Genomic DNA, 25,034 nt, shown 5'->3' on the forward strand with positions numbered 1-25,034 from the left:
TTCAGCCTTTTCGCAGCACGAGTTCCGTGTTCCGGTCGCCCGCTTCCCCGCCCAGCGCGGGCTTCGCACCGGGGGCGTTGAAGGACAGTTCGCGGTAGAGCGCGGCCAGGCCGGTCTGGGAGAGATCGGCGAAATCCGTGCGGTGCGGGGCGGCCGATTCGATGAGCGTGGTGAAGAGGGAAATCGTTCCGTCGTGGTTGTCGGTGAGCTCGATCACCCGCGCGAGCTGGGGATAGTCGATGTGCGACGCGGTGGAGACCTCCCAGAAGGAGCCGTGCGGCGTGCGGTGCGGGGTGATGGCGTTCTTGTGGCTGTGGCCGTTGACCCAGGCGAGAACCGAGCGGTACCGGCCGAGCACCGACACGATCTCGTCGCCGCCGTGCCGGGCCTCGCCGGGGTGCGCCGGGTCGTGGCGGAGGTTGCGCATGGTCTTGCTGGTGTGGTGGCTGAAGACCACGACGTACGAGGGTCCGCCGTCGCGCCGCTCGTTGGCCTTCAGCTCGCTCTCAAGCCAGCGGAGCTGGGCGGTGCCGAGTGAGCCCTCGTAGTGGCCGCCGGGGTCGGTGCTGTCCAGGCTGATGCCGAGCACGTCGTCGCTGATGCGGAAGGAGTAGTACTGGGTGGCGGCGGCGAGGTTCTCCTGCGTGTAGCCGTGGCCGACGGGGCCGGGGCCCGCGTGGGCGGGGTCCAGGTGCGCCTGGAGGTACTCGGCGGGGGTGAAGGGGGCCCGTGACGCGTCCGGGGTGACGGACCGCATGCGGCGCTTCTCGCTCTTGAGGAGCTCCTTGAAGTGCGCGCCCTTGGGGTCGCGGCCCTTCTTGACCGCCTTCCAGAGGGCCGCCCCGCGCTGCTCGTCCAGGGACATCAGCTTCTTGCCGCCCGTGGCGAACTCGGTGAAGTACGGGTCGCGGGGCGCCCAGCAGCCGCCGGGCAGGGCGTCGTGGTTGCCGACCGTGGAGTACCAGGGCAGGCCGAGGCCCGGGCTGTTGACCTCACGGATCGCGGCGTCGAGGAAGCCGTGCAGGCGCGGGAAGCCGAGCCGTTTGTCGGCGTCGCGCAGGGCGTCGTCCGGGTGCCAGTACAGGCCGAGGCCGCTGGCCTGCACGCCTTCGTAGCGGCGCGGGTCGCCGGTGTTGGGGGTGATGCGGCCGCCGCTCATCACCTTGAGGAACCAGTCGAGTTCGGCCCGGGAGTTGTTGTCGGTGTTGTCGCCGGTCGTCACGACGCAGTGCAGGGGCGCGCCGGTGGCGGGCGCGCCGCGCAGGGCGTTGACCCGTTCGACGAGGGCGACGGCACCGGCCACGGAGAGGGACTCGTGGGGCCGCCAGGCGCTCGCGGTCTGCGCCCGCAAGTACTCGTACCGCAGCGGGTGCTGTACGTCGACGAGGTGCAGGTCGGTGAATTGCACGAAGGCGGCGAGTGCGGTCCGCCGCCCCTCGCGGCCCGCCCCGGCCGCCGCGAGGTCGCCGCGGACGACGCGCGGCCAGGCGGGTCCGTCGCCGAGCCGCCGGTAGCCGGTGGCGCCCCGCGGGGCGGCGACGGAGAGCAGGGTGGTGCCGTTCTTGTAGGGCATGAGGGGCGCGGCGGGCGCCGGGCGGGAGTGCGGGACGGTGGAGCGGCCCGCGGGGGCGGCGTTCCCCGAACCCGCGCCGGGGCCCAGCGCGTAGCCGATGCCGGCGGAGAGGGTGACCGCTCCGGTGGCGGCGAGGAGGGCACGGCGGTCGAGTACGGCGGCGGCGCCCGTGGCGGTTGCGGTGGCGACAGAGCGTATGCGCGGCATGGCGCGGTCTCCCCGAGTGCGAACGCTTCGGCAGTGGTCGCGGGAGGCCCGGGCCCGACTGCGGCCTGCGGACTTCCCGCTCGTACTGGATCGTTGGCATCGGGGGTGGCCTGCGCGTGAACGAGACGGCAACGGGCAACGCCGATCACCGTACGTGGATCACCCGGCACCCTGCGCGGTCACGCACCCCTCCCCCGGCGGAGAGGAAGCGGTCACTCCACGTTCACCTTTCGGGGAAGGGAGGGCGGTACGCGGGGTCAGTGCACCGGTCCCGTGGCCCGGCTGTGTCCGTCGGCCGGGCGGGTGCGCCACAGCTCCAGAGCGATGTCGACGAGCCCGACGCGGTCGAGGTCCGGCACGTCCTCCAGGGGGTGCCAGGCCGCGAGGTCGGTGGACCCTTCGGTCTCGTGGCGCAGTTCGCCGCCGGTGACGCGCCCCTCGTACACGATCCGCAGCCCGTGGAAGTCGGCGACGGCGCCGAGCCTGCGCGGATAGCGGCGGCGCAGGGAGTCGACGCCGAGCAGGGCGACGGGCTCGACGACGTATCCGGTCTCCTCGTCGGCCTCCCGGATCACGGTGTCGTAGGGGTCCTCGCCGTGGTCCATGCCGCCGCCGGGCAGCGTCCAGCGTTTGCTGCCGTCGCCGGCGACCCAGCGGGCGAGCAGCACCTGCCCGTCGCGTACGCATACGGCGTAGGCCGCCACCCGGAGTTCTTTGTGCACAGACCGACGCTAGTCGCCGTTCCCCGGGTTGGCAGGGGAGAACTCGGGGTCGGTCCAGCGCCAGGGGCTCGCGGAGGGCGTCTCCAGCGTCTCGGTGAGGGTGAAGCGGACCGTGCGGGACGCGCCGTCGAACGAGGTGCGGGCGGTGCCGGTGAGCTGGAGGGTCGTGCCGGTCGTCCAGTCGGGGAAGAGGAGGCCCGCGCGGGGGTCGGCGGTGAGGTTGCCGAGGCTCAGGAACATGGCGTTGCCGGGGAAGTCGTCCCACTCCAGCGTGGACGGGGACGGGGTGCGCACGAAGCCGGGGTTGCCGCCGCGGTGGCTCGCGTCGGCGCCGTGTGCGTGGACCGTGGCGAGGAAGAAGGTGTCGGCTGCGGCGACGAACGCCCGTTGGTCGTCCGTGAGCCGGGTGCGGCGCAGGGGCTCGCCCGGGCGTTCCGGGCGCCTTCCCTCGTACAGCTCCCGTTTCTGCAGGTACTTCGGGCAGTTGGCGAAGACCTGGTCGGCCTCGATCGCCAGGCCGCGGGGCGTGGGACGGGACGTGCCGTTGAGGCGCATGCGGCGCCGGGTGCGGGGGTCGAGGGCGATGGTGCCGACGGGGGTGCCTTCGCGGGTGAGCGCGGTGGCGAGGGGGTCACCGGTGGGCGGGGCGCCGGTGACCGAGATCTGGCGGGGGCCCGTGGCGCGCACGAAGCCGGGGTCGCCGGTGAGCTGCGAGGCCCAGACGGCGCCTGCCGGGTCCGCGCCGCCGATCACCAGCGTGGGCTGGAGCTCCAGGAACGCGGCGGCAACGGGGCGGATGCCCTGGCCTATTGAGCGGCCCACGTGGTCGGCCAGGTCCGTGACGCCGACCTTGGCCTGCACGGCGCGGGAGCCCTGGTGGTACGGGGTCTGGACCGGGGTTCGTGGTGTCATCGGTGGGCTCCTCGCTGCGGGTGCTTCGTGGCTGGGCGCGCAGTTCCCCGCGCCCCTTCGGGGCGCTCCTCCGAGGGCTCAGAAGAAGCCGCAGGTCGGGGCCGATTCCACCGGTGCCGTCGCCTCTTCGGCGCCGGACGTCGTGAAGATCTCCAGGCGCGTCCCGTCCGGGTCGTGGAAGAAGATCCCGCCGGACGCCGTGCCCTCGCCGTGCGGCACCACGCCGTCGTACGCGAACTCCACGCCGTACGCCCGCAGCGCGGTCTCGTACTCCCTGACCTGCTCGATCGTGTCGACCTCGAGCGCGAGGTGGTGCAGCCCCGCGTGCCCTGCGGAGTACGCGGCGTCGGCCTGCTCCCAGAGTGTGAGCACGGGGCGGCCGCCCTCCCCGAGGAAGGCATGACGGCGGCCCTCCTCCTTGCCTTCCGCGAGCACGCCGTACCCGATGACGTCCCGGTAGAAGGCGAGCGAGCGCTCCAGGTCCCTGACGTTCAGGCCGATGTGGCCGGTGCGCGGAGCCGTGGACGCGGTGGATGTGGTGGATGTGGTCATGGCTCTCCCCTGAGTCCGCCGGTCGGCCACCCATTGGCTAACCGTTGAAATAGAAGTTAGGGGTTAGGGGTGAGTCCGTCAACCGGTCACGTACTCTTGAACGGTTAGCAACCATTGGGAGCCCGCCCATGCCGCACGACCCCCGCCCCCTCATCGGCGAACCCCTCTCCCTCGACCTGCTCAACACCCGCTGGATGCACGACGGCGTCCGCCAGGACCTGCTGACCGGCACCGAAGGGCTCGCGGTCTGGCTCGCGGCGAACGGGCTCGACGGCGCCGGTGCCGGTGCCGGTGCCGGTGCTGGAGCCTTCGCCCCCGACGGGCCGACCCTGGAGCACCTCCTGCACGCCCGCGACGCCCTCGCCTCCGTCGTGGACACCCCGGACGACCCCACAGGCATCACCCGCGTCGACAAGGTCCTCCGGCACGGCCGCATCCGCGCGACGCTCACCGCCGAAGGGCCGGGCGAAGAGCCCGAGTTCAAGGACCCGGCCTGGGGCCCCGCCTGGCTCGCGGCCCGCGACTACCTGCACCTCCTGGCCGCCGCACGGGACCGGATCCGCGGCTGCGCCCACGAGTCGTGCGTCCTGCACTTCTTCGACACCTCGCGGAACGGCACCCGCCGCTGGTGCTCCATGGCGGCCTGCGGCAACCGCGCGAAGGCCTCCCGGCACTACGCGCGCTCGCGCGAGACCTGATCCGGCCGGAAAGAGTTCCCGGGGCAAGTCCCCTTATAGAACGCCTTGTCCGCCATGGCGTATGGCGGAATTGCGTCACGCCCCGATCACAGCTCGGACAACTCTCCCCAAACACCTGTCACTTGCGTAAGGCTGAGCGGTCATCCGGCCCCGGATTCCGGACCTTCCCGGAATTCGGGCCGTTGGACCCTCCTTCCCGACCTTCACGCACAGGGATGCCGATGCCCAGATCCAGTTCCAGCGCCAGACGCGCGCCCCGTCTCGCGATAGCCGTCGGTCTCACCGCCGCGCTCTGCGCGACCGGGGCCGCCCCTCTCGCCTTCGCGGCGGACGAGACACCCGCGCCCGCTCCCAAGTCCGCGGGCGGCAAGCTCGGATCGGCCGACGCCGACCTGCTCGCCGACGCCAAGGCGGACGGCGAGAAGACCGTCACGATGATGGTCGCCACCGAGCCCGGCGCCACCGAGCAGGTCGCCGACCAGCTCGACGGCGTCAAGGGCGGCTCGGTCGGCCGCACCTACGACAAGCTCGGCTACGTCCGCGCGACCGTGCCGACGGGCAAGGCCGACGCGGCGATCAAGTCGGCCTCGAAGCTGTCGTCCGTGCACGCCATCGACCTGCGCCACGAGATCGAGCTGGACGACCCGACCCCCGCCGCCGACCGCGCCAAGGGCGCGGAGCGCGCCGCGCGCGGCACGTACCCGGGTCCGGACAAGAAGACCCCGGCGGACAACCCGTACAACCCGTCCGCCGAGACCGGCGCCGTCGACTTCGTGCAGAAGCACCGCAAGGCGGACGGCCGGGGCATCACCATCGGCATCCTGGACTCCGGCGTCGACCTCGGCCACCCGGCGCTGAAGAAGACCACCACCGGCGAGCGCAAGATCACCGACTGGGTGACCGCGACCGACCCGATCGTGGACGCGGACGGCACCTGGCGCCGCATGACCAACCCGGTCACGGGCCCCGTCTTCACCTGGAACGGCCAGACGTGGAAGGCCCCGGCGGGCTCCTTCCAGGTCAACCGCTTCCAGGAGTCGGCCACCACCGGCGGCGACGCCAAGGGCGACATCAACCGCGACGGCGACACCACCGACAGCTGGGGCGTGCTCTACGACCCGGCCGCCGGAACGGTCCGCGTCGACCTGAACGACAACAAGGACTTCACCGACGACGAGCCGATGAAGCCGTACAAGGACGACCACCAGGTCGCCTACTTCGGCAAGGACGACCCGGCGACCGACGTCGTCGAGCGCGTCCCGTTCGTCGTCGAGATCCGCAAGGACGTGCCCACCGACCCGTACGGCGGCGACTGGGTCGGCAAGAAGGCCGACTTCGTCAACATCGGCGTCATCGAGTCCGAGCACGGCACGCACGTCGCGGGCATCACCGCGGCCAACGGCCTGTTCGGCGGCAGGATGAACGGCGCGGCGCCCGGCGCCAAGCTGGTCTCCTCGCGCGCCTGCACCTGGACCGGCGGCTGCACCAACGTCGCGCTCACCGAGGGCATGATCGACCTCGTGACGAAGCGCGGCGTCGACATCGTGAACATGTCGATCGGCGGCCTGCCCGCGCTCAACGACGGCAACAACGCGCGCGCCGAGCTCTACAAGCGCCTCATCGACGAGTACGGCGTCCAGCTGGTGATCTCCGCGGGCAACAGCGGCCCCGGCGCGAACACCATCGGCGACCCCGGCCTCGCCGACAGGGTCATCTCGGTCGGTGCCGCGATCTCCAAGGACACCTGGGCCGCCAACTACGGCTCCCAGGTGGAGAAGAAGTACGCGATGATGCCGTTCTCCTCGCGCGGTCCGCGTGAGGACGGCGGCTTCGCGCCGATCATCTCGGCGCCCGGTTCCGCCATCAACACCACGCAGACCTGGCTGCCCGGCGCCCCGGTCGCCGAGGCGGGCTACCAGCTGCCCGCCGGTTACTCGATGCTGCAGGGCACCTCGATGGCGTCCCCGCAGGCCGCGGGCGCCTCGGCGCTGCTGCTCTCCGCCGCCAAGCAGGAGCACATCGACCTGACCCCGGCGAAGCTGCGCACCGCGCTGACCTCGACCGCGAGCCACATCCGCGGCGAGCAGGCGTACGCCCAGGGCACCGGCCTCATCGACGTCGTCGAGGCTTGGGACGCCATCGAGGACGGCGCGAAGGCGCACACGTACACGGTGCAGGCCCCGGTCGACACCGCCCTGGAGCAGGAGCTGAAGAAGCCCGGCACCGGCATCTACGACCGCGAGGGCGGCCTGGAGACCGGCCAGAAGCGGACGTACGACGTGACGATCACCCGCACCTCGGGCCCGGACCGCGGCGTCCGCCACGAGCTCGACCTGGTCAACAACCACGAGGGCACCTTCAAGCTGCTCGGCGACGACGAGGTGACGCTGCCGCTGAACAAGCCGGTGACCGTCAAGGTCCGCGCGAAGGCCAAGTCGGCCGGTCTGCACAGCGCGATCCTCACCGTCGACGACGAGCGCACCGAGGGCGTCGACCAGCAGATCATGTCGACGGTCGTCGTCTCCGCGCCGCTCGCCAAGCCCGCGTACACCTTCACGGGCACGGGCTCCACGCAGCGCAACAGCACCACGTCGTACTTCGTGACCGTGCCGAAGGGCGCCAAGTCCCTGGAGGTCTCCCTCGGCGGCCTGAAGGACAAGAGCCAGACGCGCTTCATCGCGGTGCACCCGTACGGCGTCCCGGTCGACTCCACCTCGTCGATCGTCTGCTACCCGAACTACGAGAACCCGGCCAACACCTGCCGCCCGGACCTGCGTGCGTACGCGGAGCCGCAGGCGGGCGTCTGGGAGGTCGAGGTCGAGTCGCGCCGCACGTCGCCGCTGCTCGACAACCCGTACAAGCTGAACGTCGCCGCGCTCGGCGTCGACTTCGACCCGGCCGTGCAGACGGTGCCCGAGGCGAAGGTCGGCACGCCCGCGCCCGTCTCCTGGAAGGCCACGAACGGCTTCGCGGCCGTCGACGGCAAGCTGAAGGGCGGCTCGCTCGGCTCGTCCAAGTCGGCGCGGCCCGCCATCAAGCAGGGCGAGACGCAGACCACCGAGGTCGTCGTGCCCGCGGGCGCGGAGCGTCTGGACGTCGCGATCGGCTCCACCGCGGACGTCGCCGCCGACCTGGACCTCGCCGTGAAGAAGGACGGCGCGGTCGTGGGCTCCTCGGCGGAGGGCGACTCGGAGGAGTCGGTCAGCCTGAAGAAGCCTGCGGCCGGTACGTACACGATCGAGGTGACGGGCTACTCGGTGCCGTCGGGATCGACCGCGTACGACTACCGTGACGTCTTCTTCTCGGACGCGCTCGGCCAGGTCACCGTCGACGAGTCGAAGGCGGTGCAGCTCGCCAACGGCGCCTCGGCGCAGATCGACGCGAAGGTCGAGGCGAAGGCCCCGGCCGCGGCGGGCCGTGAGCTGTTCGGCGAGGTGTCCCTGCTGAACGCGGGCGGCACGGTCGCGGGCAGCGGCAGCGTGAAGGTCGAGAAGGTCACGCCGTAACGGTGTGACCGCCAGGCGCCGGACGGGTTCGACCGAGCCCGTCCGGCGCCTTTCTGCTTGTTTGACTTGTTTGACTTGTTTGACTTGTTCGACCGCTACCGATCCGCCCCCGGCCTGTCGTCGCACCGGATCTCCTCCGAGGCGGGCAGGGCCTTGGTGATCATCTTGCGGAGGCGGCCGCGCTCCTTGCCGACGGCCCAGTTCGCGGGCTCCGCGGAGCCCTCGTCGACGGTGATCAGGACGCGGTCGCCCTTCTTCGGGCGCGGGTCCACGGCGCGGTCCATGGGAAACCTGACCGTGGGGCTCCCCGACTTCGGCTTCAGGTAGCGCGTCACGTCGACCGTGACCCGGTCCTGCAGGCCGCCCGGCACCGGGTCGACCGCCGTGACCGTGCCCTCCACGATGAGCCGTGAGCACGCCACGAACCCCTCGGCACTGAGGTCCGCGTCCGCGCCGTCCTCCGGCCTGCTCTTCGCGGCCGACGCCTTGTCGGCGCCGCCGTCCGCGTCCCCCGCCCCCTGCCCGGCGTCCACCACGAGCCAGGCGAGCCCGCCGACCAGGGCCGCGGCGGCCGTCGCCGCGGCCACGCCGAACGCGACGGCCATGCGGCGCGGGGCCGGGCGCGGTGCTCGTACGGGTACGGGCTTCTCCCGTGCCGGTCCGGGCGCCGCGAGCGTCTCCCCCAGGGCCGCGAGGTGTCCCCGCAGCGCGGCGACGTCCGCGAGGGCCGCCGTGTGCTCGGCCGCGAAGTCGGGGTCGTGCAGCGCCTCGTCCGGCACGGGTTCGTCCGTGATCGCCGCCATCAGCGCGTCGACGTCCTCGTCCCGCATGTCACACCACCTCCCCTTCGTGCAGCCGCGCCCGCAGCAGCCGTACCGCCGTGTGCAGTCTGCTCTTGACCGTGCCCTCCGGAATGCCCAGTTCATCCGCTATCGCCCGGACCGGCAGATCCGCGTAGAAGCGCAGGATCACCACCTGCCGCTGGGCGTCCGGCAGCTCGCCGAGCCCCTGGGCGACGGCCATCGAGGTGGCCCGCCGCTCCGCGCCGTCCTCGTCCGTCGCCTCCCGCCACAGCACGGAGAGCCGCTCGCCGAGCCGCTCCTGCCTGCGCCGGGCCCGGTGCCAGTCCATGGCCAGGTTGGAGGCGACCACGGCCGCCCACGCGGACACGTCACGCGGCGCCTCGCGCCCGTCCGCCGCCCGCTCCAGGAGCTTCAGGCGGACCTGCTGCACCCCGTCAGGGAGATCGGCGTGCGGCACCCCGCCGAGTGCGAGTACGGCCCGGACCCGGTCCTCCTGCGCCGGATCGAGCGGATCCGCCCCCTGCCGCCCGCCCCCGGCCCCCCGTGGCGCGCGGCGCACTTTCCTGCGCAGCAATGTGCCCCTCCCGTCCCCGCGTTTCCCCTACGACGCCCGGGGCGCCCGAAAGGTTCACGGCGGCGCGGCACGAATGTGGCGTCCCGCACCTCGGACAATGGATTGGACAACGCGGCCCTGGACAGACGCATCATGGAGCCACCCCCACAGACCGGCCGAGGTCACGAGGCCGCACGCACATATGGAGGAAGTCCCTGTGAAGGTCGGAATCGTCGGAGCCACCGGTCAGGTCGGCAAGGTCATGCGCAAGATCCTCGCCGAGCGGAAGTTCCCGGCCGACGAGCTGCGCCTCTTCGCCTCGGCCCGCAGCGCCGGAAAGGTCATCGACGGCGTGACCGTCGAGGACGCCTCCACGGCCGACTACACGGGCCTGGACATCGTGCTGTTCTCCGCGGGCGGCGCCACCTCCAAGGCCCTCGCCGAGAAGGTCGCCTCGCAGGGCGCCGTCGTGATCGACAACTCCTCCGCCTGGCGCCGTCACCCCGAGGTCCCCCTCGTGGTCTCCGAGGTGAACCCGCACGCGATCAAGAACCGCCCCAAGGGCATCATCGCGAACCCGAACTGCACGACGATGGCCGCGATGCCCGTCCTGCGGCCGCTGCACGCCGAGGCGGGCCTCGAAGCGCTGGTCGTCGCCACCTACCAGGCGGTCTCCGGCTCCGGCCTCGCCGGTGTCGAGGAGCTGTTCGAGCAGGTCAAGAAGGTCGGCGAGGAGGCTCCCAAGCTCACCCACGACGGCTCGTCGGTCGACTTCCCCGAGCCGGACAAGTACGTCGCGCCGATCGCGTACAACGTCCTGCCGATGGCGGGCTCCGTCGTCGACGACGGCCTGAACGAGACGGACGAGGAGCAGAAGCTCCGCCACGAGTCCCGCAAGATCCTGGAGATCCCGGAGCTGAAGGTCTCGGGCACGTGCGTGCGCGTCCCCGTCTTCACCGGCCACTCCCTCCAGGTCAACGCGCGCTTCGCGCGTCCGCTGAGCCCCGAGCGCGCCACCGAGCTCCTTGAGGCGGCCGAGGGCGTCGTCGTCACCGAGGTGCCCACGCCGCTGGTCGCCGCGGGCAAGGACGACGCGTTTGTGGGCCGCATCCGCAAGGACGAGACGGTCGAGAACGGCCTGGCGTTCTTCATCTCCGACGACAACCTCCGCAAGGGCGCGGCGCTGAACGCCGTCCAGATCGCGGAGCTCGTCGCCGCGGAGCTCAAGGGCTGATCCCGGGCCCGTACGTCGAAGGGGGCGGTCACCTTTTCCCGGTGGCCGCCCCCTTCGCGCACGCCACGGCCACCAGCGCCAGCCCGGCGAGCCCGCCGCCCAGCCAGAGCACGGCTCCGGCCCCGTGGCCGTCCGCGACCCGGCCGCCCGTGAAGGCGCCGAGGGCTATCGCCACGTTGAACACGCCCGCGAAGAGCGCCGACGCCGTCTCACGGGCGTGCGGGGCGGCGGTCATCACCCAGTTCTGCGCGGAGACCGACACCCCGCCGTACGCCAGACCCCACGCCACGAGCAGCGCCACCGATGCGGCGAGCGAGCCGCCCGCGGGCACCATGAGCAGCACCACGGCGGTGAGCCCCGCGCAGATCGCGAGCAGCGCCCGGCGCGGGTCGCGGGACGCGACGGCGCCGCCCGCGAAGTTGCCGACGATGCCCGCGGTCCCGTAGGCGAGGAGCAGCCCGCTGATCAGGCCTGCGCCGATGCCGGGCACCCGCTCCAGGACGGGGCGGATGTACGTGTACGCGGCGAAGTGGCCGGTGACCAGGAGCGTGACGGCGAGGAGCCCGGCCCGCAGTCGGCCTATGCGCAGGAGTGCGGGGAACGCGCCGAGGCTGATGCCCTCCTGTGCGGGGAGCCTGGGCAGGACGGTGCCGAGCAGCCCCGCCACGGCCAGGGCCAGCACGGCGAGGGCCGCGAACCCCCAGCGCCAGCCCGCCAGTTCGCCAAGCAGGGTGCCCGCGGGCACGCCGAGCACGGAGGCCACCGCGATCCCGCTGAAGATCACCGCCGTGGCCCGGCCCGCACCCTCCTCCCGGACGAGCCGCACGCCGAGACCGGCCGCGATGGCCCAGACGCCGCCGATGCACACGCCGACGAGGACGCGCGCGACGAGCAGGACGGCGAAGACGGGCGCGAGCGCGGAGACCACGTTGGCGGCGGCCAGCAGCGTCATCAGTACGTACAGGACCGTGCGCCGGTCCGCGCGGCGCACCGCGACGGGCAGCAGCAGGGCGGCGAGCGCGGCGACGAGGCCGGGCAGGGTGACGGTGAGGCCCGCGGTGCCGTCCGAGACGTGCAGACCGGAGCCGATGGAGGTGAGCAGTCCGACGGGGAGCATCTCCGTGGTGACGACGGAGAAGGTGGCCGCGGCGACGGAGAGGACGGCGAGACGTCCGTGCGGCGGCGGCAACACGACGGACTGCGTGGGTATTCGAGTGCTCTGTGACATGGCATCCACCCTGTTTGGGCGCCCGCCGGGGAACAACGCGGAAGATCTCATCCTTGAATGAGCGGGGTTCATCGATGTCGGCAGGAGGAGGGACCGCGCGCCATGAGCGGGAACGGGCTGGAGATCCGGGAACTGGAGTGCTTCCTGGTGCTTGCCGAAGAGCTGCACTTCGGACGGGCCGGCGAGCGTCTGTACGTTTCGCAGAGCCGTGTCAGCCAGTTGCTCGCCGCCCTGGAACGGCGGATCGGCGCGCGCCTGGTGGAGCGTACGAGCCGACGGGTGGCCCTGACCACTCTCGGGGAGCATTTTCTGGCCGAACTCAAGCCTTCCTACACCGAGTTGGTGTCCGTGGTGGACCGGGCGAAGGCGTCGGCGCGGGGGGTCGAGGGCACGCTGCGGCTCGGCTTCCAGGGCACCGCGGACGCCCGTCTGATGCGGGCCATCGAGTCCTTCCAGGAGCGGCATCCGGCCTGTGCGACGGAGATCGTGGAGATCCCCTTCGCCGATCCGTTCGGGGCGGTGCGGCAGCGCGACGTGGACGCGGCGATCGTGCTGCTCCCGGTCGCCGAGCCGGATCTGGTGCTCGGCCCCGTCTTCTCCAGCGAGCGGCAGACGGTGGCCGTGTCGGTGCGGCACGCGTTCGCGGGGCGTTCCTCGCTCGCCGCCGCGGAGCTCGCGGGGACACCGCTGATCGCGGCGAAGGCCCCGGCGCCCGCGTACTGGCGGGCGGCGCAGGCCCCTTCGGGCCCGCCCGCCCCCGAGGTCCGCACGCTCCAGGAGGGCCTCACGCTGGTGGCGGCGGACCGGGCGGCGATGCTGCTGTGCCGTCCGACGTCGGAGTACCACGGCCGCGAGGACGTCGTCTTCGTGCCGGTCGAGGGGCTCCCCGACTCGGTGCTCGGGATGGTGTGGCACCGGGACGGGGAGACGGAGCGGGTACGGGAGTTCGCGCGGGCCGTGGCCGCCGACGCGGAGTGACCGTCAGGCCGGTCGGCGCACCTCGAAGTGGAAGCAGCCGTACTCCAGGGCCCTGACGTGCACGAGGGCGACCTGCGGGTCGGCGAAGGCCTCGGCGAGCGCGGCGTCGAAGCCCTGCTCCTCCTCGGCGGGGATTTCGAGCAGGCGGCCGCCGACGATGTGCCCCTCGGCGCTGTACCGGCGGACCGTGCGCAGGGAGCCCGCACGCGAGAAGGGGTAGCCGTCGCGCTCCGGCGACGGCCCCGCGCAGGGGTCGGCGTGGATGAAGACGGGCCCCTGCTCGTCATAGGCACCCGGCGTCGCGGCCGTCTCGGCGGCCCAGCGGCGCAGCGGCGCGTACGAGACGAGGGCGATGCGCTCGCCGGGGGCGGCGGGCCGCAGGCAGCAGCGGAGCGGGGAGCCGCCCTCCTGGTCGACGAAGGGGAGGCAGGACTGCCCGGCGTCGTCGGCGGCGCGGAGCTGGGCGAGGACCTCGGGGGCGATGGGCAGCGGGGTGTAGGTGGTGCGCGGGTACGTGGTGGTCATGGGTCGAGCCTCGCGCGTGGGGGCGGGGCGGGGCTGGCGGTTTCCGGACGTCGCACTGCGCATCACCCACCCCGGGGGCCGTCTCCCGCACCGCACCTCACGCAACCCCCCAGGAACCCCGCCCGTTCAGTTCCGCCACGTCCATGCCCGTCGTCCTGCGGTACGCCGCGTCCAGCTCCCTCAGCTCCTCCGGCGTCAGCACGTCCTCGACACGGTCGAATCCGTCGGGCGCGCGCTCGGCGACGGTGTGCAGGATGCGGTCCGCGGGCATGTTGCGGTTGGCGAGGACGACCGCGTTGGCCGCCTCCCGCCGCACCTCCTCGTACGCCCGCAGCCCCGCCTCCCGGTCCGGCGCGGTGTGGACGAGGCAGCGCGCGAGGACGCGCGCGTCGAGGATCGCCTGGGAGCCGCCGTTGGACCCCACCGGGTACATCGGGTGCGCCGCGTCGCCGAGCAGGGTGACAGGGCCGTGGCCCCACCGGGGCAGCGGATCCCTGTCGACCATCGGGTACTCCAGGATGTGCCGGGTGGCGGCGAGCAGCGCGGGGACGTCCAGGCCGCCGATGCGCCATCCCGCGTAGTGCGGCAGGACGTCGGAGAGCCGCCCGGAGCGGTTCCAGTCGGCGGGCCCCGCCATCCCGTGGTGGTGCGTGGGCGGGAACCGCACCTCCGCCACCCAGTTGAGCAGCGCCCTGCCCCGCTCCTGGAACGGCTGCGAGACGGGGTAGACGACGAGTTTCGCGGTGGCGTTGCTGCCCGCCACCGCGACGGTCCGCCCGCCCAGCACGGGGTGCCACTCGGCCATCCCCCGCCACATCCGTATGCCGTTCCACAGCGGCGGCCCCTCGCCCGGGTGCAGCACGGCCCGCACCGTCGAGTGCAGCCCGTCCGCGCCGACCAGGGCCCGCACCCGTACGCCGTACTCCCTGGCCCGCGAGATGTCCCGCAGGATCACCCGCAGTCCGCCGCCCTCGCGCTCGGCGAGGCGCACGAAGGCGGTGCCGGTGCGCACGGCGAGGTCGCCGAGCCGGTCGCGGACCGCGTCGAGCAGGAGCAGTTGGAGGGCGCCGCGGTGGACGGAGTACTGGGGCCAGCGGTAGCCGAGGGCGAGGCCGCGCGGCTCGGCCCAGATGCGGTTGCCGTGCCGGTCGAAGTGGACCATCTCGTCGGGGGCGACGGCGGTCGCCGCGAGTTCGTCGCCGAGCCCCAGTTCGGTCAGCTCCCGCACCGCGTACGGCAGCAGGTTGATGCCCACGCCGACGGGGCGCAGCTGTTCCGCGGCGTCCACCAACCGGACCCCGATGCCCGCCTCGTGCAGGCTGAGCGCGGCGGTGAGCCCTCCGATGCCCGCGCCCGCCACCAGTACGTCGGTCATGGCCGTCGTGCGGCCGGGCCGGTGTCGGCCGGCCTCTCGGTCCCCAGCATCTCCCGTATCCCCCTGTGGTCCCTGCCCCGCCCTTGCGGCCGTGGTCTGCGGCCTGTCGGGACGGGTGCGAACGCGCGGAGCGTAACCGCACGGCAGCGGGAGAACAATGGGCCGGGCGGCCATCCCCGGGGGCATGGAAGGATGGCCGGAAACACCACAAGTCGCACCCCCGACGACCTGATATTTCTCAGCCACAAGACCACAAGTCGTACCCGAGGAGATGACCGCGTGCCCGGCACCAATCTGACCCGCGAAGAGGCGCAGCAGCGGGCGAAGCTGCTCACCGTTGACTCGTACGAGGTCGATCTCGACCTGTCCGGCGCGCAGGAGGGAGGCACCTACCGGTCCGTGACCACGGTGCGCTTCGACTCCGCGGAGGAGGGCGCCGAGACCTTCATCGACCTGGTGGCCCCCGCGGTCCACGAGGTCGTCCTGAACGGCCACGCGCTGGAAGTCGGCGCGGTGTTCCGCGACTCGCGCATCGCGCTGCGGCACCTGCAGGCAGGCACGAACGAGCTGAAGGTCGTCGCCGACTGCGACTTCACCAACACCGGTGAGGGCCTGCACCGCTTCGTCGACCCGGTCGACCAGCAGGCCTATCTGTACACGCAGTTCGAGGTGCCGGACGCGCGCCGCGTCTTCGCCTCCTTCGAGCAGCCCGACCTGAAGGCGACGTTCCAGTTCACCGTGAAGGCGCCGAGCGGCTGGACGGTGATCTCCAACTCGCCCACGCCGGAGCCGAAGGACGACATCTGGTCCTTCGAGCCGACGCCCCGCATGTCGACGTACGTCACGGCGCTGATCGTCGGCCCGTACCACTCGGTGCACTCGTCGTACGAGGGTCCCGGCGGGCAGTCCGTGCCGCTCGGCATCTACTGCCGCCCCTCGCTCGCCGAGTTCCTCGACTCGGACGCGATCTTCGACGTGACGCGGCAGGGCTTCGACTGGTTCCAGGAGAAGTTCGACTACGCGTACCCCTTCGCGAAGTACGACCAGCTCTTCGTGCCGGAGTTCAACGCGGGCGCGATGGAGAACGCGGGCGCGGTGACCATCCGCGACCAGTACGTGTTCCGTTCGAAGGTGACGGACGCCGCGTACGAGGTGCGGGCCGCGACGATCCTGCACGAGCTGGCCCACATGTGGTTCGGCGACCTGGTCACCATGGAGTGGTGGAACGACCTGTGGCTGAACGAGTCGTTCGCCACGTACGCCGAGGCCGCCTGCCAGGCGTACGCGCCGGGGTCGAAGTGGCCGCACTCCTGGACGACCTTCGCCAACTCCATGAAGACGTGGGCGTACCGCCAGGACCAGCTGCCCTCCACCCACCCGATCATGGCGGACATCCGTGACCTGGACGACGTCCTGGTCAACTTCGACGGCATCACGTACGCGAAGGGGGCGAGCGTCCTGAAGCAGCTCGTCGCCTACGTCGGCGAGGACGAGTTCTTCCAGGGCGTGCAGGCCTACTTCAAGCGGCACGCGTTCGGCAACACGCGCCTGTCCGACCTGCTCGGCGCCCTGGAGGAGACCAGCGGCCGCGACCTGAAGACCTGGTCGAAGAAGTGGCTGGAGACGGCGGGCATCAACGTCCTGCGCCCGGTCGTGGACGTCGACACGCGGGGCGTCATCACGTCCTTCGCGGTCAAGCAGGAGGCCCCCGCGCTGCCCGAGGGCGCCAAGGGCGAGCCCACCCTGCGCCCGCACCGCATCGCGATCGGCTTCTACGACCTCGACGACGAGTCCGGCAAGCTGCTCCGCACGGAGCGCGTGGAGCTGGACGTCGACGGCGAACTGACGGCCGTGGACGCGCTGGTGGGCAAGGGCCGTCCGGCGGTCATCCTCCTCAACGACGACGACCTGTCGTACGCGAAGGTCCGCCTGGACACGGAGTCGCTGGCCTTCGTCACCGGCCACATCGGCGACTTCGAGGCGTCGCTGCCGCGGGCGCTGTCGTGGGCGTCGGCGTGGGACATGACGCGGGACGCGGAGCTCCCGACGCGGGAGTACCTCTCCCTGGTCCTGTCCGGCATCGGCAAGGAGTCCGACATCGGCGTCGTGCAGTCGCTGCACCGCCAGGTGAAGCTGGCCCTCGACCTGTACGCGGCCCCGGCGGGCCGTGACGCGGCGCTGGCCCGCTGGACGGAGGCGACGCTGGAGCACCTGCGGGCGGCGGAGCCGGGCAGCGACCACCAGCTGGCTTGGGCCCGCGCGTTCGCGGCGACGGCCCGCACGGACGCGGACCTGGCCCTTCTGGAGGGGCTGTTGGACGGCTCGGAGTCCGTGGACGGCCTCGCCGTCGACACGGAGCTCCGCTGGGCGTTCGTGGCGCGGCTCGCGGCGACCGGCCGCCTCGACGAGGCGGGCATCGCGGCGGAGCTCGAGCGGGACAAGACGGCGGCGGGCGAGCGGCACGCGGCGTCGGCGCGGGCGGCGCGGCCGACCGCGGAGGCGAAGGCGGAGGCGTGGGCCTCGGTCGTCGAGTCCGACTCCCTGCCGAACGCGATCCAGGAAGCGGTGATCGGCGGCTTCGTCCAGACCGAGCAGCGTGAACTCCTCGCTCCCTACGCGGAGAAGTTCTTCGCCTCGGTGAAGGGGGCGTGGGACTCCCGCTCCCACGAGATGGCCCAGCAGATCGCCATCGGCCTCTATCCGTCGCTGCAGATCTCCCGGGCGACGCTGGACGCGACGGATGCGTGGCTTGCTTCGGCGGAGCCTTCTGCTGCGTTGCGGCGGTTGGTCACGGAGTCTCGGGCGGGGGTTGAGCGGGCCCTGCGGGCGCGGTCTGCGGACGTCTAGCCCCTACGTGCCGCGGGCGGCGGCGGGCTGGGGGTATCTCCGGCCTGCGGCCGTCCGCGGTTGCTCTTCGGCTGCGGGTCGTGGGGGTTGTTCGCGCCGTTCCCCGCGCCCCTGGGGCGCCTGCGGTCGGGCGTCGGCTGCGGGTCGTTCGTGGTTGTTCGCGCCGTTCCCCGCGCCCCTGGGGCGCCTGCGGTCGGGCGTCGGCTGCGGGTCGTTCGTGGTTGTTCGCGCCGTTCCCCGCGCCCCTGGGGCGCCTGCGGTCGGGCGTCGGCTGCGGGTTGTGTGTGGTTGCTCGCGGCGTTCCTCGCGCCCCTTAACTGCCCGCTGGCGGTCACGAGCTACATGTGTCTCTCGGGGACTGCCTCTCTGAGGGAGGTCAGGACTCGGGAGACTGCCGCGCCTGTTGAGGCGCCGCGGCGGACCGCGGCGATTACGTGGCGGGTCGGGTGGTCCTCGGAGAGTTCTCGCATCACCACGCCGTCCCTGCGTACCGCCGCCATCCGCGGGACCAGCGCCACCCCCATCCCCGCCTCCACCATCGCGAGGATCGACGTCCAGCCCGACGCCGAGTGGGCCTGCTCCGGAGTGAAGCCCGCGTTCTCGCACGCCGCCCGCGTGATCTCGGACCAGGGACCACTCCCGCCGAAGATCCACGGCTCCCCCGCCAGGTCCGCGAGGCGCAGGCCCGCCTCCGAGGCCAGCCCGTGGTCGCCGGGCAGCGCCACGTCCAGCGGGTCGGCGAGCAGTGACTCCCGGGTGAAGCGCGTGTCCGCGTCCACCGCGGCCGGGGCCTGCACCGCCAGGGACAGCGCGATGTCGACCTCACCGGCCGCGAGGAGCTCGTACGCCTGGGCCGCCTCGCTCTCCCGTACCCGTACGGAGATGCCGGGCGCCGCCGCCCGCAGCGCCCGCACCGCGGGCACGACCAGCGCGGGCACCGCGGTCGAAAACGCCCCGACCCGCACCTCCCCCGCCTCACCCTGCACATACGCCGTCAACTCGGCATCCGCCCGCTCCAGTTGAGCGAAGACCGCCTCCGCGTGCCGCAGCACCAGATGCGCGGCGTCGGTGAGGCGGACCCGGCGCCCGTGCGCCTCAAGGAGCGGTACGCCCAGCTGTTTGGCGAGGTTGGACAGTTGCTGGGAGACGGCCGACGGCGTCATCTGCAGCGTCTGCGCCGTCGCCGTCACCGTGCCCCGCTCGCTCAGCGTGCGCAGGATCTGCAGCTTCTTGATGTCCCACTCGCTCATGAGCCCAACGTACCGACTGGTCAGAAGCGCGGAACCCACCGGCCGCGCCCCCTGGCTCACTTCGTGCGGGCCGCGCCGAGCACGACGCCGCCCAGGATCAGGCCCATGCACAGCACCTGCAGCCACCCCATCGCCTCACCGAGGACCGCGAAGGAGAGCAGGGCGACGCAGACCGGCTGGAGGTAGTAGACGACCCCGGCGCGGGCCGCCCCGATGACCGAGATCGCCCTGTTCCAGGCGAAGAACGCGACCGCCGACGACACCACGCCGACGTAGAGGAGCGGGGAGACCGTGGCGGCGGTCGGCTCGAAGCCGCCCTGCAGTACGTAGCTGGTCACGAACACCGGGAGCAGCATCAGCGCGCCGAGCACGAACGTCGAGAACAGGAAGGGGAGCCCGCCGATCTCCGCGGGCTTGCGCTTGAGCAGTGCGCTGTACGAGCCGAAGGAGAGCGCGGCCGCGATGATCCAGAGATCGCCGACCGCGAAGTCCATGGTGAGCGAGCCCTTGCTGACCAGGAGCAGGACCCCGGCGCAGGCGACGAGCATGCCGGTGATCCGCCGCGCGCCGAGCCTGGCGCCGCCGACCCGTTCGTAGACCGCCATCAGGACCGGCGACGCGGCCATGATCATGCCCATGTTGCCCGCGGTGGTCGTCATACCGGCCTGGTTCACCAGGGTGTTGTAGACGGTGACGCCCAGCAGGGAGGCGAGGAGCAGGAACCTGAGGTGTTCGCGGAGCAGTCTCCGCTGCCGCCAGGTCTGCCGCGCCGCGAACGGCGCCACCGCGGCGATGGCGATGATCCAGCGCCAGAACGCGTGCTGGACGGGCGGCACGGCATCGTGCAGGGCGCGGGAGGTGACGAAGCTGCCCGACCAGACGACGGTGGCGAGGGCCGCGAGGGCGAGTCCGACACCGATGGGGCCCACGGCTCCCGCCGTGGTGACCGGCTCGGTCGGCTGCGTCTGCGCGGTGCGGGTGCTGGTCCGGTCGAGGACGGTCACGAGGTATCCCTTGCCTGTCTCCCCGGCTCCGCGGGGCGTCTCGGTCATGTTCGGGACAACCGTCGCACCCCATCATTCATCACGTCCATCGAAACTTTTCGCGGTTAATGTTAAGCAGCAGAGAATGGTTGGGTGAATGGGTGATGGTGCTCTAGTTCAGCGTCCACTTCCCCAGTTGCGCCTCCACCTCCTCCGCCCACGTCTCCTCCGCCGCCCACGCCACGTACCCGTCGGGGCGGACCAGGACCGTCGTGCGGCGGCCGCTCGACCAGTGGGCCCGGATCGCGTGGCCCGTCTCGCACTTCTCGTCCTCGGGGGCGATCAGCACGAACTCGCCCGCCCGCAGGACCTCGTAGAGGCGCCCCTCCTTGAGCGCGACATCCGGGACCCTGCGCCCGACGAGGCGGTGGGCACCCCTGGGGGCCGGGTACGCGATGCCGATGCCGGTGATCTGACCCGCCGCCCCGGCGCGCGCCGCGGGCACCCGGCTGACGGCGGTGGCGAGGGCGGCGCGGGCCGCGCGCGTCCACGGGCGCTTGGCCATCGCGAGCCTGACGAGCCCGCCGCTGCTGCGCAGCACCGCCTTGCCGACCGGGTGCCGCTCGGCCTCGTACGTGTCCAGCAGGCCCTGCGGGGCGCGGCCGTTGACCGCGGCGGCCAGCTTCCAGCTCAGGTTCGCGGCGTCCTGCAGCCCGGTGTTCATGCCCTGGCCGCCCGCCGGGGAGTGGACGTGCGCGGCGTCCCCGGCGAGGAAGACGCGGCCCACGCGGTAGGCGGGCGCCTGCCGCTCGTCGCTGTGGAAGCGGGACATCCAGCGGGCGTCGTGCATCCCGAAGTCCCGGCCGAGCGCCTGCCGGACGATGCCCTTGACCTCGTCGAGGTCGAGCGGCTCGCTGTCGGGGACGTTGCGCGAGCGGTCCCAGCCGATGACGCGGTGGTAGCCGTCGGCGAAGGGCGCGATGAAGGCGAAGGAGTCGCCGTCGGCGTTGACGGTGAGCAGCGAGTCCGGCCGCTCGGCGAGCTTGACGTCCGCGAGGACGAGCGAGCGGATGACGGACCTGCCGGGGAAGGGCAGGCCAATCGCCGCTCGTACGCCGCTGTGCAAGCCGTCGGCCCCGACGACGTACGTGGCGCGCAGGGTGCCGGATCCGCCGCCGGGGCCGCGGACTTCGAGCGTGACGCCGTCCTGGTCCTGGGTGAGCCCGGCGACCTCGGTCTCGTACGCGAAGCGCACCCCGGCGTCGACCGCCCGGCGTTCCAGGACGCGCTCGACCTCATACTGCGGGAGGACCAGGACGTGCCGGAAGCGGGAGGGCAGCCGCGCGAGGTCGAGCGACAGGCGGTCGAAGAGGCGCAGCCGGTCGAGCGGCTCGCCCTTGGCCTCCAGCTCGTCGGCGAGGCCGCGCGCGTCCAACTGCTCCAGGGTGCGGGCGTGCACGACCATCGCCCGCGAGAGGTTGCTGATGCCCGGCGCCCGCTTCTCGACGAGGGTGACGGGGACGCCCGCGGCGGCCAGGTCTCCGGCGAGGAGCAGGCCGGTGGGGCCCGCGCCGACGACCACGACCGTGCCGGTGGTGTCGGTGGGGTCGGTGGTGTGTGCGCTGTCCGTCGTACCGTTCATGGCCGCCTCCGGCGCTCATGGTCCCAACACTTGTTGGTCAACGCTTGTTGGCCAACATAGAACCGCACCCATGGACTGTCAACGCCCGTTGGCCTACGTTTGTGGGCATGACGGAGAGAACCACCGAAGCGCCCCGCCGCTCGGACGCCACCCGCGCCGGGATCCTCACGGCGGCCCGCGAGCGCTTCGCCGCGGACGGGTACGAACGCGCGACGATCCGCGCCATCGCCAAGGACGCACGCATCGACCCGTCGATGGTGATGCGCTACTACGGCAACAAGGAGGGGCTTTTCGCCGCGGCCACCTCGGTGGACCTGCGGCTGCCGGACGTCGGCCGGGTGCCGCGGGAGGACGTGGGAAGGGTGCTCGTGCGGCACTTCCTCACCGTCTGGGAGGGCGACGGGGTGCTCACCGCGCTGCTCCGCGTGGGCATCACCAACGACGCGGGGGCCGAGCGCATGCGGGCCGTCTTCGCGGAGCAGCTGCTGCCGGTGGCGCGCGAGGTCTGCCCCGACCCGGCCGAAGCTCCGGCAAGGGCCGCGCTCTGCGCCTCACAGCTGCTGGGGGTCGCCCTGACGCGGTACGTGCTGCGCTTCCCGCCGTCGGCCGCGCTGTCGGGCGAGGAGATCACGGAGTGGCTGGCGCCGACGCTGCAGCGCTATCTGACGGCCGAGCGACCGTGAAACTGACGGCCGAGCGGCCGTGAGCACGCCGAGGGCACCCTGCGGCGACGTATGTACCTACGTACGCGACAGGGTGCCCTCGGCGTGAAGTGGTGCGTCGGAGCGAGGGCCGGTCAGCCCTGCTTCTGCTGCTTCCGGGACTTGTCGCCGACCATCACGAGGCCCGCGATCACCAGGAACAGCACGATGGGCGCGGCGACGTACAGGCCGAGCGTGTCGATGACGCTCAGGCCGGGGCCCGGGTCGTCACCGTCGTCTCGCGCCGCGAACGCGGGGGACGACATGAGCAGCATCATCAGCGTCGTGCCGGAGGCCAGGGCGCCGGCGCGCAGTGCGTTCTTCTTGTCCACGGTGCCAACGTAGCGAACTCCTAAACGGGGTGCGCGCCCGGGGGTGCCGTACGGGCGCACTCGCCGTCACGGAACACCGCCATGAGGGCGTGCAGACGCGGGGAGGCGGCCAGTTCTTCGAGGGTGACGGGGCGTCCGGCGGCATCGGCGACCGGCAGACGCCAGTTGGGGTACTCGTCCCAGGTGCCGGGGAGGTTCTGCGGGCGGCGGTCGCCGACCGCGTCGGGGAGCCAGATGCCGATCATGCGGGCCGGGGTGGCGAGCAGGAACCGGTGCACGGCACGGATCTCGTCCTCCTCGCAGCCGGTGCCGCCGGGCAGCAGTCCGAGCCGTGAGAGCAGCCCCAGCCACTCGTGCACGTCCGCGGCGGCCTCGGCCCGCTCCTGCGCCAGCGGGCGGGTCAACAGCCCAAGGTCGTGGCGGAGTTGGACGTGCTCGCCGGTGAGGCGGGCGGCGGTCGGGGGCAGGTCGTGCGTGGTGGCGGTGGCCACGCAGTCGGCGCGCCAGGCCTCGGCGGGCAGCGGGCGCCCCGTGCCCTCCCAGTCCCGCTCGAACCAGAGCACGGAGGTGCCGAGCACGCCGTGCTCGCGCAGGGTCTCGCGGACGCCGGGCTCGACCGTGCCGAGGTCCTCGCCGATGACGAGGGCGTCCGCGCGGTGCGCCTCCAGGACGAGGACGGCGAGCATCGCCTCGGCGTCGTAGTGGACGTACGTCCCCTCGATGGGTTCGCGGCCCTCGGGGATCCACCACAGGCGGAACAGGCCCATGACGTGGTCGATGCGGAGCGCGCCCGCGTTTCTGAGCAGGCCACGCAGGAGGGCCCGGTACGGGGCGTAGCCGGACTCGGCGAGGCGGTCCGGGCGCCAGGGCGGCAGGCCCCAGTCCTGGCCGCGCGCGTTGAAGGCGTCCGGCGGGGCGCCGACGGACATGCGCGGGGCGAAGTGCCGCTGCTGGGCCCAGGCGTCGGCGCCGCCGGGGTGCACGCCGACCGCGAGGTCGTGCACGAGACCGATGTCCATGCCCGCATCCGCCGCGGTGCGCTGGGCGGCGGCCAGCTGGGTGTCGGTGAGCCAGGCGAGGCGGCTGTGGAAGTCGACGCGGTCCATCGCCTCGCGCCGGGCGCGGGCCGTGCCCGGGGAGGCCGGGTCGCGGAGGGCGGCGGGCCAGGAGTGCCAGTCGGGGCCGTAGGTCTCGGCGAGGGCGTTCCAGGTGGCGTGGTCCTCCAGGGCGGTGCCCTGCTCGGCGAGGAAGGCGTTGTAGGCGGCGCGGCGGCCGGGGCCGAGGGGGACCGCGTGGAGCAGTTCGAGCGCTTCGCGCTTGAGGGCCCAGACCGCGTCGCGGTCGATGAGCGCGCCCCGCCGAAGCACCCCTTCGCGCAGCGCGGCGGCCCGGCGGCACAGCTCGTCGGCCCGGTCCCGCGCCACGCCCGTCAGGTACGCGAACTCGGGGACCGCCTCGACGCGCAGGTGCACGGGGTCCGGGAAACGGCGGGAGGAGGGGCGGTACGGGGAGGGATCGCTGCCCGGCCCCTGCACGGGTCCGGGCACGGCCGCGTGCAGCGGGTTGACCTGGACGAACCCCGTACCGAGCGTGCGGCCGGACCAGGCGGCGAGCTCGGCGAGGTCACCGAGGTCCCCCATGCCCCAGGAGTGCCGGGACAGCAGCGAGTAGAGCTGGACGAGCAGGCCGTGCGTGCGTCGCGCCGGGGTTGCGAGCCGCCGTGGAGCGACGATGAGGTGGGCTGTCTCCCCGGCCTCTCCGGCCTCTCCGGTCTCGGCGCCCTCCCCCGGGCCCGGGGGGCGTACGCGGAGCCGGTGGACGCCGGTGGGCAGCGCCTCGGGGAGCCGCGGGGTGCGCGCCGCAGGGACCTCCCACTCGACCGTTCCGCCCTCCTCCTGTTCCACCCGCACCCGCGTGCCTGGCGGCAGCCCCGCGAGGGACGGGGGCAGCGGACCGTCCGTCCACGCCACCACCGTCGGGGGCAGCAGCCGGGCGGCCTGCTCGGCCTCGCGCGCCGACAGCGCCGCCTCGACGGCTTGCGGAGTGCTCGCGTCCACACCCAGCGCGGCCAGGGCGGCGATCACCGCGGACTCGGTGGCGGGGACGGTGCGTCCCGGGGACGGGGAGTAGGAGGTGGCCACGCCGTACGAAGCGGCCAGCCGGGCAAGGGGCATCAGACCCCCATGAAGTCCAGGCCCGAGGCCATGCCGGTGGAGGTGGGCTCGCTGGTCAGCGGGGCGGCGTCGGCGAGGGGCGGCTCGCTGGTGAGCGGCGCGGCGTCGGCGAGCGGGGGCTCGCTGGTGAGGGGCGGCTCGATGCAGCCGCAGGAGCAGGAGCCGTCGAGGCCCGAGTCGGGGTGGGAGACCTGTTTGGAGAGCGCGGACAGCAGAAGATTTGCGGAAGCGGCCACGTG

Annotated in this window: 21 protein-coding genes; 6 read left to right on the forward strand and 15 right to left on the reverse strand. The window is 72.7% G+C overall.

Annotation, left to right across the window (positions count from 1 at the left end):
* Window position 1: 1 nt before the first annotated feature.
* From AC068B_RS03860 to AC068B_RS03875, 4 genes are all read right to left on the reverse strand, one after another.
* Window positions 2-1,780 (reverse strand): TIGR03767 family metallophosphoesterase, encoded by a 1,779-nt coding sequence (locus tag AC068B_RS03860; RefSeq protein ID WP_478668788.1) that lies wholly within the window; start codon window positions 1,778-1,780, stop codon window positions 2-4.
* A 257-nt stretch (window positions 1,781-2,037) separates the two neighbouring features.
* Window positions 2,038-2,502 carry an NUDIX hydrolase gene (locus tag AC068B_RS03865; RefSeq protein WP_478668790.1) on the reverse strand — a complete coding sequence of 155 codons (465 nt, stop codon included), beginning with the start codon at window positions 2,500-2,502 and terminating at the stop codon, window positions 2,038-2,040.
* A gap of 9 nt (window positions 2,503-2,511) precedes the next feature.
* The gene (locus tag AC068B_RS03870; protein WP_478668791.1) at window positions 2,512-3,414 is read right to left on the reverse strand and encodes a pyridoxamine 5'-phosphate oxidase family protein; all 903 of its coding nucleotides are present in this window, start codon (window positions 3,412-3,414) and stop codon (window positions 2,512-2,514) included.
* A 78-nt stretch (window positions 3,415-3,492) separates the two neighbouring features.
* Window positions 3,493-3,966: a VOC family protein gene (locus AC068B_RS03875; RefSeq protein ID WP_478668793.1), complete on the reverse strand. Its 474-nt coding sequence runs from the start codon at window positions 3,964-3,966 to the stop codon at window positions 3,493-3,495.
* A gap of 128 nt (window positions 3,967-4,094) precedes the next feature.
* Here AC068B_RS03875 and AC068B_RS03880 point away from each other — a divergent pair, with 128 nt between their 5' ends.
* Together AC068B_RS03880 and AC068B_RS03885 are read left to right on the forward strand one after the other, a co-directional pair.
* Window positions 4,095-4,664, forward strand: a complete 570-nt coding sequence (locus AC068B_RS03880) for a CGNR zinc finger domain-containing protein (protein ID WP_478668794.1) — start codon at window positions 4,095-4,097, stop codon at window positions 4,662-4,664.
* 221 nt (window positions 4,665-4,885) lie between these two features.
* A complete protein-coding gene (locus AC068B_RS03885; RefSeq protein ID WP_478668795.1) occupies window positions 4,886-8,170 on the forward strand; it encodes a S8 family serine peptidase in 3,285 nt (1,094 codons plus the stop codon).
* A gap of 95 nt (window positions 8,171-8,265) precedes the next feature.
* Here AC068B_RS03885 and AC068B_RS03890 read toward each other — a convergent pair whose 3' ends face one another.
* On the reverse strand, window positions 8,266-9,000 hold the full coding sequence (locus AC068B_RS03890; protein WP_478668796.1) for a hypothetical protein: 735 nt from the start codon (window positions 8,998-9,000) through the stop codon (window positions 8,266-8,268).
* A gap of 1 nt (window position 9,001) precedes the next feature.
* Window positions 9,002-9,547: an RNA polymerase sigma factor gene (locus tag AC068B_RS03895; RefSeq protein WP_478668798.1), complete on the reverse strand. Its 546-nt coding sequence runs from the start codon at window positions 9,545-9,547 to the stop codon at window positions 9,002-9,004.
* Window positions 9,548-9,743: 196 nt separating this feature from the next.
* Between AC068B_RS03895 and AC068B_RS03900 the strand changes: the two genes are divergently transcribed.
* A complete protein-coding gene (locus AC068B_RS03900) occupies window positions 9,744-10,760 on the forward strand; it encodes an aspartate-semialdehyde dehydrogenase (protein ID WP_478668799.1) in 1,017 nt (338 codons plus the stop codon).
* A gap of 28 nt (window positions 10,761-10,788) precedes the next feature.
* Here the strand turns inward: AC068B_RS03900 and AC068B_RS03905 are convergent, their stop codons facing one another.
* The gene (locus AC068B_RS03905; RefSeq protein ID WP_478668801.1) at window positions 10,789-11,988 is read right to left on the reverse strand and encodes an MFS transporter; all 1,200 of its coding nucleotides are present in this window, start codon (window positions 11,986-11,988) and stop codon (window positions 10,789-10,791) included.
* 102 nt (window positions 11,989-12,090) lie between these two features.
* Here AC068B_RS03905 and AC068B_RS03910 point away from each other — a divergent pair, with 102 nt between their 5' ends.
* Complete coding sequence (locus tag AC068B_RS03910) at window positions 12,091-12,966, forward strand: LysR family transcriptional regulator (RefSeq protein WP_478668802.1); 876 nt, start codon at window positions 12,091-12,093, stop codon at window positions 12,964-12,966.
* Between the two features lie 3 nt (window positions 12,967-12,969).
* Here AC068B_RS03910 and AC068B_RS03915 read toward each other — a convergent pair whose 3' ends face one another.
* Window positions 12,970-13,491: a DUF1203 domain-containing protein gene (locus tag AC068B_RS03915; protein ID WP_478668803.1), complete on the reverse strand. Its 522-nt coding sequence runs from the start codon at window positions 13,489-13,491 to the stop codon at window positions 12,970-12,972.
* A 97-nt stretch (window positions 13,492-13,588) separates the two neighbouring features.
* Window positions 13,589-14,866, reverse strand: coding sequence for a flavin-dependent oxidoreductase (locus AC068B_RS03920; protein ID WP_478668805.1), 1,278 nt, complete (start codon window positions 14,864-14,866; stop codon window positions 13,589-13,591).
* 279 nt (window positions 14,867-15,145) lie between these two features.
* Here AC068B_RS03920 and pepN point away from each other — a divergent pair, with 279 nt between their 5' ends.
* Complete coding sequence (gene pepN, locus AC068B_RS03925; RefSeq protein ID WP_478668806.1) at window positions 15,146-17,713, forward strand: aminopeptidase N; 2,568 nt, start codon at window positions 15,146-15,148, stop codon at window positions 17,711-17,713.
* A 338-nt stretch (window positions 17,714-18,051) separates the two neighbouring features.
* On the opposite strand, the gene AC068B_RS03930 is transcribed toward pepN, so the two are convergent.
* The 3 genes from AC068B_RS03930 to AC068B_RS03940 all read right to left on the reverse strand — a co-directional run bounded on the left by AC068B_RS03930 (window position 18,052) and on the right by AC068B_RS03940 (window position 21,588).
* Entirely contained in the window at window positions 18,052-18,963 is a 912-nt protein-coding gene (locus tag AC068B_RS03930; RefSeq protein WP_478668808.1) for a LysR family transcriptional regulator, read from the reverse strand.
* A gap of 56 nt (window positions 18,964-19,019) precedes the next feature.
* Window positions 19,020-20,015 (reverse strand): DMT family transporter, encoded by a 996-nt coding sequence (locus AC068B_RS03935; protein ID WP_478668809.1) that lies wholly within the window; start codon window positions 20,013-20,015, stop codon window positions 19,020-19,022.
* Between the two features lie 103 nt (window positions 20,016-20,118).
* The gene (locus tag AC068B_RS03940) at window positions 20,119-21,588 is read right to left on the reverse strand and encodes an FAD-dependent monooxygenase (protein ID WP_478668810.1); all 1,470 of its coding nucleotides are present in this window, start codon (window positions 21,586-21,588) and stop codon (window positions 20,119-20,121) included.
* 107 nt (window positions 21,589-21,695) lie between these two features.
* Here AC068B_RS03940 and AC068B_RS03945 point away from each other — a divergent pair, with 107 nt between their 5' ends.
* Window positions 21,696-22,271: a TetR/AcrR family transcriptional regulator gene (locus tag AC068B_RS03945; protein WP_468562506.1), complete on the forward strand. Its 576-nt coding sequence runs from the start codon at window positions 21,696-21,698 to the stop codon at window positions 22,269-22,271.
* Window positions 22,272-22,384: 113 nt separating this feature from the next.
* Here the strand turns inward: AC068B_RS03945 and AC068B_RS03950 are convergent, their stop codons facing one another.
* The 3 genes from AC068B_RS03950 to AC068B_RS03960 are packed head-to-tail and all read right to left on the reverse strand — an operon-like array spanning window position 22,385 to window position 25,031.
* Window positions 22,385-22,621, reverse strand: a complete 237-nt coding sequence (locus AC068B_RS03950; RefSeq protein ID WP_055569298.1) for a hypothetical protein — start codon at window positions 22,619-22,621, stop codon at window positions 22,385-22,387.
* Window positions 22,622-22,641: 20 nt separating this feature from the next.
* Complete coding sequence (malQ, locus tag AC068B_RS03955) at window positions 22,642-24,795, reverse strand: 4-alpha-glucanotransferase (RefSeq protein WP_478668812.1); 2,154 nt, start codon at window positions 24,793-24,795, stop codon at window positions 22,642-22,644.
* Window positions 24,795-25,031, reverse strand: coding sequence for a hypothetical protein (locus AC068B_RS03960; RefSeq protein WP_055569296.1), 237 nt, complete (start codon window positions 25,029-25,031; stop codon window positions 24,795-24,797). The genes malQ and AC068B_RS03960 overlap by 1 nt, the downstream gene beginning before the upstream one ends.
* Window positions 25,032-25,034: the final 3 nt, after the last annotated feature.

The organism is Streptomyces sp. NPDC042371 (assembly GCF_056437465.1).